The 15,050-nt window shown below is 68.2% G+C and carries 18 protein-coding genes; 17 read left to right on the top strand and 1 reads right to left on the bottom strand.

What is annotated here, in order from left to right:
* Positions 1 to 34: 34 nt before the first annotated feature.
* The gene (locus E3U26_RS13690; protein ID WP_036750461.1) at positions 35 to 358 is read left to right on the top strand and encodes a hypothetical protein; all 324 of its coding nucleotides are present in this window, start codon (positions 35 to 37) and stop codon (positions 356 to 358) included.
* A gap of 96 nt (positions 359 to 454) precedes the next feature.
* Complete coding sequence (locus tag E3U26_RS13685; protein ID WP_276241937.1) at positions 455 to 679, top strand: hypothetical protein; 225 nt, start codon at positions 455 to 457, stop codon at positions 677 to 679.
* Between the two features lie 100 nt (positions 680 to 779).
* Here the strand turns inward: E3U26_RS13685 and E3U26_RS13680 are convergent, their stop codons facing one another.
* Positions 780 to 1,475 carry a GntR family transcriptional regulator gene (locus tag E3U26_RS13680; RefSeq protein ID WP_243700284.1) on the bottom strand — a complete coding sequence of 232 codons (696 nt, stop codon included), beginning with the start codon at positions 1,473 to 1,475 and terminating at the stop codon, positions 780 to 782.
* 272 nt (positions 1,476 to 1,747) lie between these two features.
* On the opposite strand from E3U26_RS13680, the gene E3U26_RS13675 reads away from it, so the two are divergent.
* The 15 genes from E3U26_RS13675 (at position 1,748) to mauJ (ending at position 15,050) form a co-directional block, all read left to right on the top strand.
* Positions 1,748 to 3,136, top strand: a complete 1,389-nt coding sequence (locus E3U26_RS13675) for an NAD(P)H-dependent oxidoreductase (RefSeq protein ID WP_499106195.1) — start codon at positions 1,748 to 1,750, stop codon at positions 3,134 to 3,136.
* Positions 3,137 to 3,171: 35 nt separating this feature from the next.
* Positions 3,172 to 4,185 (top strand): TRAP transporter substrate-binding protein, encoded by a 1,014-nt coding sequence (locus E3U26_RS13670; RefSeq protein ID WP_499106194.1) that lies wholly within the window; start codon positions 3,172 to 3,174, stop codon positions 4,183 to 4,185.
* A gap of 17 nt (positions 4,186 to 4,202) precedes the next feature.
* Positions 4,203 to 4,871, top strand: a complete 669-nt coding sequence (locus E3U26_RS13665; protein WP_036750452.1) for a cyclase family protein — start codon at positions 4,203 to 4,205, stop codon at positions 4,869 to 4,871.
* Positions 4,871 to 5,398, top strand: a complete 528-nt coding sequence (locus E3U26_RS13660) for a TRAP transporter small permease (RefSeq protein WP_499106193.1) — start codon at positions 4,871 to 4,873, stop codon at positions 5,396 to 5,398. The genes E3U26_RS13665 and E3U26_RS13660 overlap by 1 nt, the downstream gene beginning before the upstream one ends.
* Positions 5,395 to 6,672, top strand: coding sequence for a TRAP transporter large permease subunit (locus E3U26_RS13655; protein ID WP_036750449.1), 1,278 nt, complete (start codon positions 5,395 to 5,397; stop codon positions 6,670 to 6,672). Before E3U26_RS13660 ends, E3U26_RS13655 begins: the two co-directional genes overlap by 4 nt.
* Positions 6,673 to 6,690: 18 nt before the next feature.
* Positions 6,691 to 7,947, top strand: coding sequence for a four-carbon acid sugar kinase family protein (otnK, locus tag E3U26_RS13650; protein ID WP_499106192.1), 1,257 nt, complete (start codon positions 6,691 to 6,693; stop codon positions 7,945 to 7,947).
* A 26-nt stretch (positions 7,948 to 7,973) separates the two neighbouring features.
* Positions 7,974 to 8,585 carry a 3-oxo-tetronate 4-phosphate decarboxylase gene (otnC, locus tag E3U26_RS13645; RefSeq protein ID WP_499106191.1) on the top strand — a complete coding sequence of 204 codons (612 nt, stop codon included), beginning with the start codon at positions 7,974 to 7,976 and terminating at the stop codon, positions 8,583 to 8,585.
* 76 nt (positions 8,586 to 8,661) lie between these two features.
* Positions 8,662 to 9,510, top strand: coding sequence for a LysR family transcriptional regulator (locus E3U26_RS13640; RefSeq protein ID WP_083539068.1), 849 nt, complete (start codon positions 8,662 to 8,664; stop codon positions 9,508 to 9,510).
* 252 nt (positions 9,511 to 9,762) lie between these two features.
* Positions 9,763 to 10,587 carry a methylamine utilization protein MauF gene (gene mauF / locus E3U26_RS13635; RefSeq protein ID WP_499106189.1) on the top strand — a complete coding sequence of 275 codons (825 nt, stop codon included), beginning with the start codon at positions 9,763 to 9,765 and terminating at the stop codon, positions 10,585 to 10,587.
* Positions 10,588 to 10,662: 75 nt separating this feature from the next.
* Complete coding sequence (mauB, locus tag E3U26_RS13630) at positions 10,663 to 11,943, top strand: methylamine dehydrogenase (amicyanin) large subunit (protein WP_036750437.1); 1,281 nt, start codon at positions 10,663 to 10,665, stop codon at positions 11,941 to 11,943.
* A 1-nt stretch (position 11,944) separates the two neighbouring features.
* Positions 11,945 to 12,505: a DoxX family protein gene (locus E3U26_RS13625; protein WP_499106367.1), complete on the top strand. Its 561-nt coding sequence runs from the start codon at positions 11,945 to 11,947 to the stop codon at positions 12,503 to 12,505.
* Position 12,506: 1 nt separating this feature from the next.
* The gene (gene mauD / locus E3U26_RS13620) at positions 12,507 to 13,100 is read left to right on the top strand and encodes a thioredoxin domain-containing protein (RefSeq protein WP_499106188.1); all 594 of its coding nucleotides are present in this window, start codon (positions 12,507 to 12,509) and stop codon (positions 13,098 to 13,100) included.
* A 44-nt stretch (positions 13,101 to 13,144) separates the two neighbouring features.
* Positions 13,145 to 13,711 (top strand): methylamine dehydrogenase (amicyanin) small subunit, encoded by a 567-nt coding sequence (mauA, locus tag E3U26_RS13615; protein ID WP_036750427.1) that lies wholly within the window; start codon positions 13,145 to 13,147, stop codon positions 13,709 to 13,711.
* A gap of 53 nt (positions 13,712 to 13,764) precedes the next feature.
* On the top strand, positions 13,765 to 14,163 hold the full coding sequence (locus E3U26_RS13610; RefSeq protein ID WP_036750422.1) for an amicyanin: 399 nt from the start codon (positions 13,765 to 13,767) through the stop codon (positions 14,161 to 14,163).
* Positions 14,164 to 14,171: 8 nt separating this feature from the next.
* The gene (gene mauJ / locus E3U26_RS13605) at positions 14,172 to 15,050 is read left to right on the top strand and encodes a methylamine utilization protein MauJ (protein WP_499106187.1); all 879 of its coding nucleotides are present in this window, start codon (positions 14,172 to 14,174) and stop codon (positions 15,048 to 15,050) included.

Here is a 15,050-nt window from a genome sequence, read left to right as displayed (position 1 = left end):
TATCGACGTGGTTGATTAGGAAGGGAGCAAGATCATGGATATAGAAAAATTCAGCCTGCGGAATGGCGGCGGTTTCGTCGCCAAGCTTCATGTGGTTGCGGCGCCGCCCGATGGCGGCAGCAGCCAGACCTATGAGGAGAACAGCGATATTCCCCTGGGCCAGGAAAAGACCGTGGACCTGGGATCGCTCAAGATCCCCGAGGGCTCGCGGGTGAAGCTCAAGGCTTTCGTCGTCTGGGGCAATGACAACGTGGCCGAGCAGGCTTTCATCTATCGCAAGGGGACGAACAAGACGGCCAGGTATTCCATTACCGGGACGACGCTTGACAACCAGCTTGGCCTGATCGGCGTGCAATGATCATGCGCCGGCGGAAAACGGCGCCGGGCGGCCCGATTTCCGCCGGCGTGCCATCCGTGCGTTTGCACGACTATTCTTATCGTGGAGGATGTGGCAATGCCATGGAGTCATCAAGCCAATCTGGACATGCAGGAAATCAAGCGTCTGACCGACGCCGATGATTCGGAAATGGAGCAGCTCATGGCCAGCATGGGGCAATGGGCGCGGGCCAATCTGAACGGCCGCCATTTCATTCCCTTCGGCCGGTTCCGGGATCACGGCGTTTCATTCGTCGTGGAGAATGGCGAAATCATGAGCGCGCAATATGGCGACACGCTATAGCGGGGTCGTGAATCCCTAGGCGCGTTTCGCATTCGGGCCCTGTCGGGGCTGGGACCGGGCCGCCGGCCATTGCGGCGGGCCGGTCGTTTCGCGTGGCCGTTCAGGTCCGCGAGGCGTCTTCACCGGATTGCGGGTTTTCGCTTTCCAGCACCGAGCGGGTGATGCGCCAGCCGTTCAGGTGATGCGCGCGCAGCACCTCGCGCAACAGCGGCCCCTGGCGCTGCTTGAGCGCGTCCAGGATCTGCTCGTGTTCATAGACGGCGCGGGCCCAGCGTTCGGGAACCCGGTTGCCGGCATAGCGGAACCGGCGGATCCGGCTGCTTTCGCCATGATAGATGCGGGTCAGGTTGGGGTTGCCGGCGCAATCGACGATCTTCTGGTGGATCGTCTGGTTGATGTGGAAATACTGCATCAGCTCGCCCGCGCGGTAATTGGCGACCATGTCCAGGTGCAGCCGTTCGATCTCGGCGATCTGGGCCGGGGTGGCGCGTTCGCAGGCGCGTTCGGCGCCGACGCTTTCCAGGCCGATCAGCACCTCGATCGCCAGCTCGACGTCCTCATGCGAGATCTTGATGACCGTGGCGCCGCGGTTCGGCTCGATCATGACCAGCCCCTCGCTTTCGAGGATCTTGAACGCCTCGCGCAGCGGGGTGCGGGACACGCCGAGCTGTTCGGTCAGCACGCGTTCGTTGATGCGCTGGCCGTGGGGAAGCGCCCCCGAAACGATCAGGTCGCGGATGTGGCTGGCGACGAATGCCGAGCGTTGCCCCCGTGGCCATTCGGTCTGGCTGTCCAAGAGATCCTCCCCATGTTGCATGCAATATAGGGGGAAATCCCGCCGTTGTGAAGATTTCTGTTGACTCCGCACATGGATTGCACGCAAATCAGCCAAGATTGGCGGAGGATACGGCAAATCCAAGGGATTGAGGCGGGTGCGAGGCCCGGCATGCTGCGGTATTGCATGCAATGCTGTGGCTGATCTCGTGCCCCGTGCGCCCGGAATGCAATTCCGGGGGCGGTCCCTGCTTGCCGTCCGGCCTCCGCAAGGCAAACAGGACCAGGCGCGGCATGAACTATCATCTTCACTTTCGGACGGACCGGCAGCCGGTCGAGACCTGCGTGATCGGCACCGGCGGCTTTGGCCGCAGCTTTCTGGCCCAGGGCCTGCGCGTCCCGATGATGAACGTGCGCGCCGGCGTCGATACCAGCGCGCAGCGCGTGGCCGAGGCGATGCGGGCCGTGGGTATCCCGGCCGGGAAGATCCGCATCTGCGCCTCGGCCGAGGAGGCGGGCGCCGCCTGGCAGGCCGGCGACTATATCGCCGCCGAGGACGTAGCGCATCTGCTGGACCTGCCGCTGGAGGTCTTTGTCGAGGCGACCGGCCACCCCGAGGCGGGCGCGCGCCATGCCCGGCTGGCGATCGAGGCGGGCCGCCATGTCGCCCTGGTGTCGAAAGAGGTCGACAGCGTCGTCGGCCCCGGCCTGGCGGCGCTGGCCGAGCGCAAGGGCTGCGTGGTCACGCCGGTGGACGGCGACCAGCCCAGCCTGCTGATCGACCTGATCACATGGGCCGAGACGCTGGGCTTCGAGATCGTCGCGGCCGGCAAGTCGAGCGAATACGATTTCGTCTACGATGCCGCCGCCGGGACGCTGGCCAGCAACGGCCGCACCGTCGAGGCGCCGGAGTTCGGCCGCTGGAGCGAGCTTGGCCTGCGCGACGTGGCCGAGGTGGTGGCCGGCCGCGCCGCCGCCGCCGCGATGCTGCCGCAGCGCGCGGTTCCCGACCTGTGCGAGCTGTCGGTCGTGGCCAACGCCACCGGCTACGGCGTCGATGCGCCGGCACTCCACGCCCCCATCGCCCGGATCACCGAAGTGCCCAGCATCCTGTGCGAGCGGGCGAAGGGCGGGGTGATGGGCGCGACCGGAAAGCTGGACGTGTTCCATTGCCTGCGCGCGCCCGGCGAGGTCAGCTTTGCGGGCGGCGTCTTCGTCATCCTGCGCTGCAACGACGCCGAAACCTGGGACATGCTGAAGGAAAAGGGCCATGTCGTGGCGCGCACCGGCGACGTGGCGATGATCTTCAACCCGCGCCACCTGCTGGGCCTGGAAGCCGCCACCAGCATCCTGGAGGCGGGGCTGATCGGCCGCGGCACCGGCGGGGTCGAGCCCGCGCATCACGTCGACCTGGTGGCTTTCGCCAACCGCGACCTGGTGGCGGGCGAGGTGCTGGCGATGGGCGGCCACCATCATTCCATCGACGGGGTGGATGCGCATCTGATACCCGCATCCGCGCTGAGCGACGAAAGCCCCGCGCCCTTCTATCTGGCTTCGAACCAGCGGCTGCGCCGGCCGGTTGCCGCGGGCAGCTATATCCGCATGGGCGATCTGGACCATCGGACGAATTCCGAGCTGATGGCGCTGCGCGCCATCCAGGACGGCCATTTCCATCGACGCTGAGCGCGTCTGAAAAAGTTCAAGGAGGAGAGAAAGCCATGACCATCACCACCCGCCGCAGCCTGCTGAAAGGCGCGGGCGTCGTCGCCGCCGGCGCCGCCCTGTCGTTTCCCATGCCCTGGACCGCGCGCGCGGCCTCGTCGATGAAGCTGCGCTTCGGCCACCCCCATCCCGACAGCGACAGCTGGCAGGAGGTCGCCCTGTGGATGGCCGAGACCGTCAAGGAAAAGACCGGCGGCGCGATCACCATCGAGGTGTTTGCGAACGGCATCCTGGGCAGCGACCAGACGATGATCAACGCCGTGCGCGGCGGCTCGATCGACATGATGATCACCGGCAATCCCTTTTTCACCGGCCTTGCGCCGCAGCTGAACGTGCTGGACCTGCCCTATCTGTTCAAGGATCGCGATCACGTGGCCGCGGTCCTGGACGGGGAGCTGGGGGACGAGCTGCGCGCGGGGCTGGAAGCCTCGGACCTGAAGGCGCTGGCGACCTGGGAAACCGGCTGGCGGAACGTGACCAACAGCCGCCGCCCCGTCCACCTGCCCGAAGACCTGAAGGGGCTGAAGCTGCGGACCACGCCGAACCAGGCCCATATCCGCGCCTTCGAGCTGCTGGGCGCCGTGCCGACGCCGATGGCCTTTACCGAGCTGTTCACCGCGCTGGAGATGCGTTCCATCGACGGGCAGGAAAACCCGACGACGCTGATCCTGAACTCGAACTTCTACGAGGTGCAGCAGCATATCTCGCTGACCCAGCACGCCTTCACCTCGTCGCCGCTGGTGATGACCAAGGCGACCTTCGACAAGCTTGCGCCCGAGCATCAGGCGGTCCTGCTGGAAACCGCCCGCGAAGGGGCGAGGAAGCAGCGCCAGATGAACGCCGACCGCGAGGCGACCTCGCTGGCCGCGCTGAAGGATCACGGCATGGAGGCGGTCGAGGACATCGACCGCGAGGCGTTCCGCGCCATCGTCGCGGATACCGTCCTGGCCGAGTTCGTCGAGAAGTTCGGCGCCGAACTGCCCGGCCGCATCGCGGCCCTGGCCGCCTGAGCATCCGGGGGAAAGCCATGCGCATCGTAGATCTCAGCATGCCGGTCAGGGAGCATTTCCGCTGGCAACCCCAGATCAGCGTCAAGGGCGACAAGTCGGCTGGGGACCAGTTCAGGGTGACTCGGCTTTCGACCACCTGCCACGGGTTCACGCATGTCGATGCGCAGGCCCATTTCATCGCCGGAGCCCCCACCATCGAGGCCACGCCCCTTGAGCAGGTGGTGGGCCCGGCCCGCGTCTTCGACCTATCCGACGTCGGCCCCGACGAAGAGATCACGCCCGCCCGGCTGGCGGCGGCCGATCCCGGCGGCGCCGAAGGCGACATCCTGCTGCTGGCGACGCAATGGGATCTGAAGCGGGACGCGGGCACCCGCGCCTTCTGGACCGAGGCGCCCTGGCTGAACCGCGCCGCCGCCGAATGGATCGCGGCGCTGCGACCCCGCGCCCTGGCGGTGGATTTCCCGCAGGACTATCCGATCCGGCTGCTGCTGGACGGCATCGCGGTGCCGGACGAGGAGCATGTGACCCATGACGTGCTGCTGCGCCAGGGGGTGACGCTGATCGAATACATCGCGAACACCGCCGCGCTGAGCGCAAGCCGGGTGCTGCTGAGCGCCGCGCCGCTGAAGATCGAGAATGCCGACGGCGCCCCCGCGCGCGCCTATGCGATCGAGGGGCTGCTCTGATGGCATCGGGCAAGGTTTTCGCGGCGCGCCTGTCGCGCCTGGCCGACCTGGGCTTTCGCGCCGTCGATGCGCTGCTGGTCGCCATCTTCGCCGTGCTGATCGTGCTGGTCTTTGCCAATGTGGTGCTGCGCTACCTGTTCGACAGCGGCGTCTCGGCGACCGACGAGCTGTCGCGGATGATCTTCATCTGGATCGCCTTCGTCGGGGCGGTCTGCGTCGCCCGCCGCAACGGGCACCTGGGGGTGGACCTGCTGACCGCAAGCCTTTCGCCGCGCGCGCGCCGGGTCTGCAGGGTGCTGACCGATGTCGTCATCGTGCTGTGCTGCATCGTGCTGTCGGTGGGGGCATGGCAGCAGACCGTGGCCAATCTTGGCAATATCGCGCCGGTTTCCGGCCTGCCCACGGCGCTGAACTATCTTGCGCCCTTCGTGGGCGGCGTCGGCATCGGGCTGGTCGCCTGCGTGGACCTGGTCGCCGCGCTGCTTGGCGCGCCCGAGCCCGACCACGAAGAGGGGCACATCGCATGATCCTGATCGTCTTTGTCGTTTCTCTGCTGGCCGTGCTGGCCATCGGCGTGCCCATCGCCTTCGGCCTCGTCATCAGCGGCGTGGCGATGATGTGGTACCTGGACGCGCTGGACTGGCAGCTCATCGCGTTGCAGATGACCAATGGCGCCGACAGCTTTCCGCTGCTGGCGATCCCCTTCTTCCTCATGGCGGGCGAGGCCATGAACGCGGGCGGCATCTCGCGCCGGCTGGTCGCCTTCGGGCTGACGCTGGTCGGGCATGTGCGGGGCGGCCTGGGCTACGTGACCATCGTCACGGCGCTGCTTCTGGCCAGCCTGTCGGGCTCGGCCATCGCCGATACGGCGGTTCTGGCGGGCATGCTGATCCCGATCATGCGCAAGGCGGGCTACGACATCAACGCATCCTCGGGGCTGATCGCCTCGGGCGGGATCATCGCGCCGGTGCTGCCGCCCTCGATCGGCTATATCGTCTTCGGCGTCGCCGGCAGCGTCTCGATCACCAAGCTGTTCATCGCCGGGATCGCGCCGGGGGTGATGATGGCGCTGGTGCTGGCCGTGACCTGGTGGTTCGTCAGCCGCCGGGACGCCGTCGCCACCATGCCGCGCGCCTCGCTGGGCGAGGTCGCCAAGGCCGCGGGCGATGCCGCGCTGGCCTTCGTGCTGCCGGTCATCATCGTCGTCGGGCTGAAGGCCGGCGTGTTCACGCCGACGGAGGCGGGCGTCGTCGCCTGCGTCTATTCGATCCTCGTCGGGCTGTTCGTCTATCGCGAGCTGAGCCTGCGCCAGCTTTACGGCTGCATGGTGGGCGCGATCCATACCACGGCCGCCGTCATGCTGCTGTGCGCCGCGGCCGCCATCACCGCCTATCTGATCGCCATCGCCAATATCCCAATGCTGCTGGGCGGCTGGCTGGGCGGATTGCAGGACAACCCGCTGCTGCTGATGGCGCTGATCATGCTGATCGTGGTGATCGTCGGCACGGCGCTGGACTTCATCCCGACCATCCTGATCCTGACGCCCGTGCTGCTGCCGATCATCAAGGCGGCCGGCATCGATCCGGTCTATTTCGGGGTGATGCTGATCATGAACTCGGCCATCGGCCTGATCACGCCGCCGGTCGGCACCGTGCTGAACGTCGTCTGCGCCGTGGCGCGCATCAAATATGTCGATGCGGTGCGGGGGGTGATGCCGTTCCTGATCGCGGAAACCGCGCTGCTGGTCCTGCTGATCCTGTTCCCGCAGCTGATTACCGAGCCGCTCGCGTGGTTCTATTGATCCGGCAAGGAGAGAAAGATGCTTCTGGGCGCTATCGCCGATGACCTGACCGGGGCCACCGACCTTGCCCTGACCCTGTCGCGCAACGGGATGAAGACCTTGCAGGTGGTGGGCGTGCCGGCCCCGGACGCCGATTTCGGCAATGCCGATGCGGTGGTCGTGGCGCTGAAGTCGCGGACCATTCCCGCCGCCGAGGCGGTCGCGCAATCGCTTGCCGCCGCGCGGATCCTGGTCGAGCGGGGGGCGGCGCAGCTTTACTTCAAATATTGCTCGACCTTCGATTCCACCGACCGGGGCAATATCGGCCCGGTGATCGACGCGCTGCTGGACCTGCTGGGAGAAAGCCGCAGCGTCGCCTGCCCGGCCTTCCCGGAAAACGCCCGCACCCTTTACAAGGGCCATCTGTTCGTCGGCAACGTGCCGCTGTCGGAAAGCCCGATGAAGGACCACCCGCTGACGCCGATGCGCGACAGCAACCTGGTGCGGGTGCTGGGCCGCCAGACCGCGCGGCCCGTCGGCCTGGTGCCGCTGGAAGCCGTCCACCAGGGCGTGGGGCCGCTGCGCGAAGCCCTGGCCGCGCAGGGGGGAATCGCCGTCGTGGACGCGATCACCGACGAGGATCTGCGGGTGATCGGCGCCGCGCTTGCCGACATGCGGCTGGTGACGGGCGGCTCGGCGCTGGCGCGGGGCTTGCCGCAGAACTTCCGCGCCAGCGGCCGCCTGCCGGCGGTGCAGGCGGAGGCGGCCTTTGCCGCACCCGAGGGCGCCGGGATCTTCCTTGCCGGCTCCTGCTCGGCCGCGACGCGGCGGCAGGTCGCGGATGCCGAGGCGCGCGGCGTGGCCGCGCTGAAGGTCGATCCGCTGGCCATCGTCGAGGGCCGCCAGACCGCCGCGCAGGCGCTGGACTTCATCGCGGCGCATGCCGGCGACGCCTATCCGCCGCTTCTGTATTCCTCGGCCGATCCCGACGAGGTCAGGGCCGCGCAGGAGCGGCTGGGGCAGGGCGAGGCCGGCGAGATCGTCGAGCGCTTCCTGGCCGCGATCGCGCAGGCGCTGCGGCAAAGGGGCTATCGCCGCTTCATCGTGGCGGGGGGCGAGACCTCGGGCGCGGTGGTGCAGGCGCTGGGGGCCACCACCGTCGCCATCGGGCCCGAGATCGATCCCGGCGTGCCCTGGGTGCTGACCCAAGGGCCGGACGCCCTGTGCCTGGCGCTCAAGTCGGGCAATTTCGGCAGCGACGATTTCTTTACCAAGGCTTGGGGGCAAATCCGGTGACGGCGGTGATTTCCGAAGAGACCCGGATGCGGGATTCGATCTGCGCCGTGGGCAAGTCGCTGTTCGACCGCGGGCTGACCGCGGGCTCGACCGGCAATATCAGCGCGCGGCTGGGGGACGGGCGGCTGCTGATGACGCCCACCAACGCCTCGCTTGGCACGCTTGATCCGGCGCGGCTGTCGCTGTTCGATGCCGACGGCACCCATGTCGCAGGCGACAGGCCCACCAAGGAGGCGTTCCTGCACCGCTGCATGTATTGCGAGCGGCTGGGGGCCAATGCGGTCGTGCATCTGCATTCGACCCATGCCGTCGCGGTCAGCATCCTGGCGGATACCGATCCCGAGGACGCGCTGCCGCCGCTGACCGCCTATTACGCCATGCGCGTCGGGCGGCTGCCGCTGGTGCCCTATTACGCGCCGGGGGACGAAGCCCTGGCCCTGGCCGTGAAGCAGGAGGCCCGCCGCGTCCATGCCGTGCTGCTGGCCAATCACGGGCCGGTCGTCGCCGGCCGCTCGCTGCTGGATGCGCAATATGCGATGGAAGAGCTGGAAGAGACGGCCAAGCTGCACCTGATGCTTCACGGCCGCGCCGTCCGCCCGCTGAGCCGGGCCGAGGCCGACCGGCTGGCCGGGGGCTGATTTTGCCTGTTTGCCCCCGCGTCTGCCGGGGGATAGGATCCGCGCCGGCCCGGTGGGGCAGGGATGGGACGGACGGATGGCGGTATCGGGTCTGAATTGGGACGATCTTCGGATCGTCCAGGCGGTGTGCAGGACCGGCTCGTTCTCGCGCGCCGCGCGCAGCCTGCAACTGAACGAAACCACCATCAGCAGGCGGGTGCTGCGGCTGGAGGACGAGCTGGGCACCAGCCTGTTCGACGCCGTGAACGGCGAGCGCCGCCCGACCGCCGCCTGCCGGGCCGTGGTCGGCAATCTCGACATGATGGCCAATGCGGCCGCGGACATCGCGCGGATGCTGGGCACGCGCGACCATGCCAGCCGCAAGCTGCGGCTGACGACGATTTCCGCCATCGCGGAATACCTGCTGGCGCCCCGGCTGGGCGATCTGTTCGCCGCCCTGCCGGACCTGTCGCTGGCGCTGGAGACCTCGGACAGCAACGTGGACATGTCCCGCTGGGAAGCCGACCTGGCGATCCGGCTGGGGCGGCCGCGGCAGGGCGCCTTCCTGATGCGCAAGATCGGCACGCTGAACTTCTGGCTGATCCGGCCCGCGGGCAGCGGCGCAAGCAGGATCGCGGTCTATCCCGAGGCTTTGGCCGGGACGCCGGAGATGCAGGCGCTGCTGGCGCAGGAGGGCCTGGGGCCGGTGCTGCTGGAGACCAGCGACCTGAAGGTGATGCGCCGGCTTCTGGAAGACGGGCTGGCGGTCGGCGTGCTGCCGGATTTCCTGGCCGACGAGATCCCGGCCGAGGCCCCGGTGGTCAGGACGCCGCTGCAGGTTTCGCGCGATGTCTGGCTGCTGTCGCAGCCGCATCTGCGCGACGATCACCACGCAAAACAGCTGTCGGACTGGTGCGTCAGCCTGTTCGCCGCGCGCAGCCCCTGAACCCGCCTCATACGAAGGAATGGCTTTTTCAAGCCCTCGCCGGAGTGGCGGCAAAGGGGTTAAATCGTTTTTTTTCAATGCGATGAATGCCCCGGCACCAAGCCGTGCAGAAATGCAACCGGGGGCTGCAAGAATAGATATTTCAGCCCTGTGACTAATCGCCGCACAGTCCGGCTTGCCGAGAGTCGCCCGGAAGCCGTGAACGCTTCAGCCACATCTCGGGCACCGGAACCATGCGAGAGGAGGCGCAAGGTGGCGAGCTTGGACAATTTTGATATGGCGGCTGGCCGGACCGATGGCGTCGCGGATTGCGTCGCCTTTCCCGGCCGGTTTTCGACCTGGACCCGCGCGCTGATCCTGGCGGCCAGCGCCGCCGGCGGGGGCGCCGCCGCGCTGGCCATGGACGCGGCGCATGTCGCGCCGGTGCTGGGGCTGGCCGCCTTTGCGGGCGGGCTGCTGTCGACCTGGTCGCCCTGCGGCTATTCGTCGATCTCGTTGCTGCGCCCGACGGGCAAGGGGGCGCGGGCGGTGCTGGACTGGCTGCCGACCTTTGCGACCCATGGGCTGGGCTATGCCCTGGGGGCGCTGATCCTGGGCACCCTGCTGGGCGCCATCGGGGGGATCGCGGGCCTTTCCGGCTTCGCCACCAGCTTCGGGCTGGGGCTGCTGGCCGTGATCGGCCTGGCCTATGGCGCGCACCAGCTGGATTTCCTGTGCGTGCCCTATCCGCAGCGCCGGGCGCAAGTGCCCCATGACGCGCGGCAGCGCTTTCCGAAATGGGTCGTGGGCGGGCTTTACGGCCTGTCGCTGGGACTGGACTACCTGACCTATGTCCAGACGCCGCTGCTGTATCTGGTGACGGCCGCCGCCGTCCTGTCGGGCAATGTCGCCGAGGCCGTGGCGCTGATCGCGATCTTCAACCTGGGCCGCTACCTGCCGGTCGCGGTGAACCTGCTGCCGGTCACGGATTACCAGATCCAGTCCTGGCTGGGCCGGAACCAGGAACGCGCCGCCATCGCCGATGGCGCGATCCTGACGGCGGTCGGCGCGGCCTTCGCCATGCTGGCGCTGGCCTGATCCCAATCCCCATTCCTGCACGCTTTTGCCCGCGCGCCGTCGCCACGGTCCGGGCGCCATCCAAGGGAGGAAACGATGGCTTCTGCACGAGAATCGACCCCCAGATACCTGACGCTGATCGGCGCGACGCTGGCCTGTTCGGCGCTGGCCCTGGGCGCGGCCCAGGCCCAGACCGAACCGGCCGAGCCGGAGGCGCCGGCCGAAACCGCCGCCGCCGATGCCGCCGGCCAGACCGAGGGTCAGCGCGGTGCCGCCGAAGCCGCGGCCGCCCTTGCCGCGGGCGAGGCGGACGAGCCGGTGATCCTGGAGGCCCCGGCGCCGGATGCGAGGCGGGTCTATATCCAGGATCCGGCGCATTTCGCCGCCATCACCCAGCAATTCGTCATCGACGGCTCGACCGGGCGGATCCTGGGCATGACCGACGGCGGCTTCCTGCCGCATCCGGTCGCGGCCGAGGACGGCTCGTTCTTCGCCCAGGCCAGCACCGTCTTCGAGCGCATCGCGCGCGGCAAGCGCACCGATTACGTCGAGGTGTTCGACCCCGTCACCTTCCTGCCCATCGCCGACATCGAGCTGCCCGACGCGCCGCGCTTCCTGGTGGGCACCTACCAATGGATGAACGCGCTGACGCCGGACAACAAGAACCTGCTGTTCTACCAGTTCTCGCCCGCGCCGGCGGTCGGCGTGGTCGACCTGGAGGGCAAGACGTTCGACCGCATGCTGGACGTGCCGGACTGCTATCACATCTTCCCGGCATCGCCGACGGTCTTCTACATGAACTGCCGGGACGGCAGCCTGGCCCGCGTGGATTTCGCCGATGGCGAGACCAAGGTGACGAACACCGAGGTTTTCCATACCGAGGACGAGTTGCTGATCAACCATCCCGCCTTCTCGCTGCGCTCGGGCAGGCTGGTCTGGCCGACCTATACGGGCAAGATCTTCCAGGCCGACCTGACCGCCGAAGGCGCCACCTTCCGCGCGCCGATCGAGGCCCTGACCGAGGCGGAGCGCGCCGACGACTGGCGGCCCGGCGGCTGGCAGCAGACCGCCTATCACCGCCAGTCGGACCGCATCTACCTGCTGGTGGACCAGCGCGACGAATGGAAGCACAAGGCCGCCAGCCGCTTCGTCGTGGTGCTGAACGCCGAGACCGGCGAGCGGATCAACAAGATCGAGCTGGGCCACGAGATCGACTCGATCAACGTCAGCCAGGATGCCGAGCCGCTGCTTTACGCGCTGTCGGCGGGCACGCAGACGCTGCACATCTACGACGCGGCGACCGGCGAGGAACTGCGCAGCGTCGACCAGCTTGGTCGCGGCCCGCAGATCATCACCACCCATGACATGGATTCGTGACATGCAGCAGGTCTTGCAGGAACCGCTGATCCATTGGGCGTTGCGGAGCTTCCTGGCGGCGCTGTTCGCCACCGCCGCCCTGTCCAAGCTGACCGGGATGGAAGAGTTCCACGGCGTGGTCCGCAACTTCCGCCTGCTGCCCGACATGGCCAGCCGGGCGGTGGCGATGGTGCTGCCGGTGGCGGAGCTGGCCGTCGCCGCCGGGCTCATGATCCCGGCGCTGGCCGCGCCCGCCGCGCTGGCCGCCGCCGTGCTGCTGGGCGTCTTTGGCCTGGCCATCGCGGTCAACGTGCTGCGCGGGCGCACGCAGATCGACTGCGGTTGCTTTCGCAACGGCATGAAGCAGCGGATCAGCTGGGCCATGGTCGCGCGCAACGCCGTGCTGACGGCGATGGCGCTGGGCGCGGCCGCCCTGCTGCCCGCCGCGCGGCCGGGCGGGACGGCCGACTTGGCGACGGGAATGCTGGCCGGGTCGGTCCTGTTCCTTCTGTATTTCAGCGCCTCGATGCTGGGCGGATTGCCCGCCCGGCACCCCTCAACCGCTTCCGTGAAAGGTCGCTGACATGACGTTCCTGATTGCTTCCAACATCCTTCTGTGGATCGCCTTCCTGGGCGTGACGGTGGTCATGCTGGGCCTGATGCGGCAGGTGGGCCTGCTGCACGAGCGCTCCTCGCCCATGGGCGCGATGATCACCGACCACGGCCCCGACATCGGCGACAAGGCGCCCGAGTTCGACCTGCCCGACTATTTCGGCCGGTCGGTCCATATCGGCGGCGCGTCCGAGCGGGCGACGCTGCTGATGTTCACCGCGCCCACCTGCCCGGTCTGCGACAAGCTGTTCCCGATCATCAAGTCCATCGCCAGGGCCGAGAAGATCGGCGTGGTGATGATCAGCGACGGCGCGCCCGAGGAACACGCCCGCTTCCTCAAGAACCACGAGCTGGGCCAGATCCGCTATGTCGTCTCGGCCGAGATCGGCATGGCCTTCCAGGTCGGCAAGATCCCCTATGGCGTGCTGGTGGACGGCGAGGGCGTGATCCGCGCCAAGGGCCTGACCAACACCCGCGAACACCTGGAAAGCCTGCTGGAGGCGGACAAGACCGGCTTCGCCTCGCTCCAGCAGTTCATGGCCAGCCGCAAGAAGAACGCGGCCTGACCCGGCCGTTTCCACCTTGGTCCCAAGCAGAGGGAGGATAAACGATGCTGGGGAATTTCAGATTTGACGACATGGTCGAGAAACTGTCCCGCCGGGTGGCGGGCCGCACCAGCCGCCGCGGCGCCATCGGCCGCCTGGGCACGGTGCTGGCGGGGGCGGCGCTGGTGCCGCTGCTGCCGGTGGACCGGCGCGGCCGCGTCAGCCGCGCCAATGCCGCCGGCCCCGCGGAAGGCGTCGATCCGCGCGCCAAGTGGCAGCCGCAGGACAACGACATCCAGGCCTGCGACTACTGGCGGCACTGTTCCATCGACGGCAACATCTGCGACTGCTCGGGCGGGTCGCTGACCAACTGCCCGCCGGGCACCAAGCTGGCGACGGCGTCCTGGGTGGCGAGCTGCTACAACCCGACCGACGGGCAAAGCTACCTGATCGCCTATCGCGACTGCTGCGGCTACAACGTCTCGGGCCGCTGCCCCTGCCTGAACACGGAAGGCGAGCTGCCGGTCTATCGCCCGGAATTCGCCAACGACATCATCTGGTGCTTCGGCGCCGAGGATGACGCGATGACCTATCACTGCACGATCTCTCCCATCGTCGGCAAGGCAAGCTGACGATCCCGGCCGGGCGGTCGGCCCGCCCGGTCCCATCCCTTCAGGAGGTTTCCATGATTTCTGCAAAGACGCTTCGGCCGGCCATCGCGGCCATCGCCCTTTTCGCCATCGGCGCGACCGGAGCATGGGCACAGGACAAGATCACCGTCACCAGCGAAAAGCCGGTCGCGGCCGCCGATGTGCCCGCCGATGCCGTCGTCGTCGGCATCGAGAAGATGAAATACCTGACCCCGGAAGTGACCATCAAGGCGGGCGAGACCGTCTATTGGGTCAACGGCGAGGTGATGCCCCACAACGTCGCCTTCAAGAAGGGCATCGTGGGCGAGGACGCGTTCCGCGGCGAGATGATGACCAAGGACCAGGCCTATGCGATCACCTTCAACGAGGCGGGAAGCTACGACTATTTCTGCACGCCCCATCCCTTCATGCGGGGCAAGGTCATCGTCGAATAGGTGCCGCCATGTGGATTCCCTATGACCTGCGCGCCTCGCTGAAGGGCGAAACCGACCGGGAAACGCTGCGCCTGTCGCGGGCCGACGGGCAGCCGCGCCAGTTCCTGGTGGGGTTCTTCCTGCGCAACCCGGTCACGCAGGCCTGGGAACTGGACCTGGCGGCCGAGGACGGCCTGCCGGAACTGCCTGCCGCGCCGGCGGGGGCGAGTTTCAGCATCTGCCCGAACGAGGCCGGCAAGCTGGCCGAGGTGATCTATCGCCTGCCCGCGCGTTCGGCCACCGAGGCGCTGGAGCTTGCCCATGCCGACCTGCAGCCGCGCCTGCTGGCCTGGCTGGCCAGGGTCGGGCGCGGCATGGCCATCGCCGGCTGGCGGGTGGCCGACATGACGCATCGCGCCCGCTGGCGCAGCACGCCCTTTCGGCCAAGCGCGATGAGCCTGGATTTCGCCCTGGCGCCGGTGGACCGCGACCTGGCGCCGGTGGTCGAGCTGTTCCAGCGCGCCAGGAACGCCCCCGACCCCGCCAGCCGGCTGCTGGCCGCCTTTGCCGTGCTGTCGGCGGCGGTCGGCCATCCGGCCATGGCCGGATCGGGCGCCGCCACGCTGAGCATCACCCAGGACATGCTGATCCATTCGGGCGCCATCGTGCTGCCGGACCCGCTGATGGGCATTGCGCTGGCCGATCTGATCGCGCTCTTGCGTCCCGAGCATGACCGGCTGGTCGGCCGCGACGGGGTGCTGCTGCCGGTGCTGGACGACTTGGCCGGGCAGAAGCGGCTGTCGCTGCTGGCGAACCTGGCCGACCTGGTCGCGCATCGCCTGGTCCAGGCCGAGCTTGCCGCGCGGCACCGGGATGCGCCGGCCCCGGCAATGGCGGCGGGGGCCTAG

Source organism: Paracoccus ferrooxidans (assembly GCF_029909815.1).
Classification (GTDB): Bacteria; Pseudomonadota; Alphaproteobacteria; order Rhodobacterales; family Rhodobacteraceae; genus Paracoccus; species Paracoccus versutus.
Note: the sequence above shows the minus strand (reverse complement) of the source record. Positions and strands in the feature narration are given on the sequence as shown.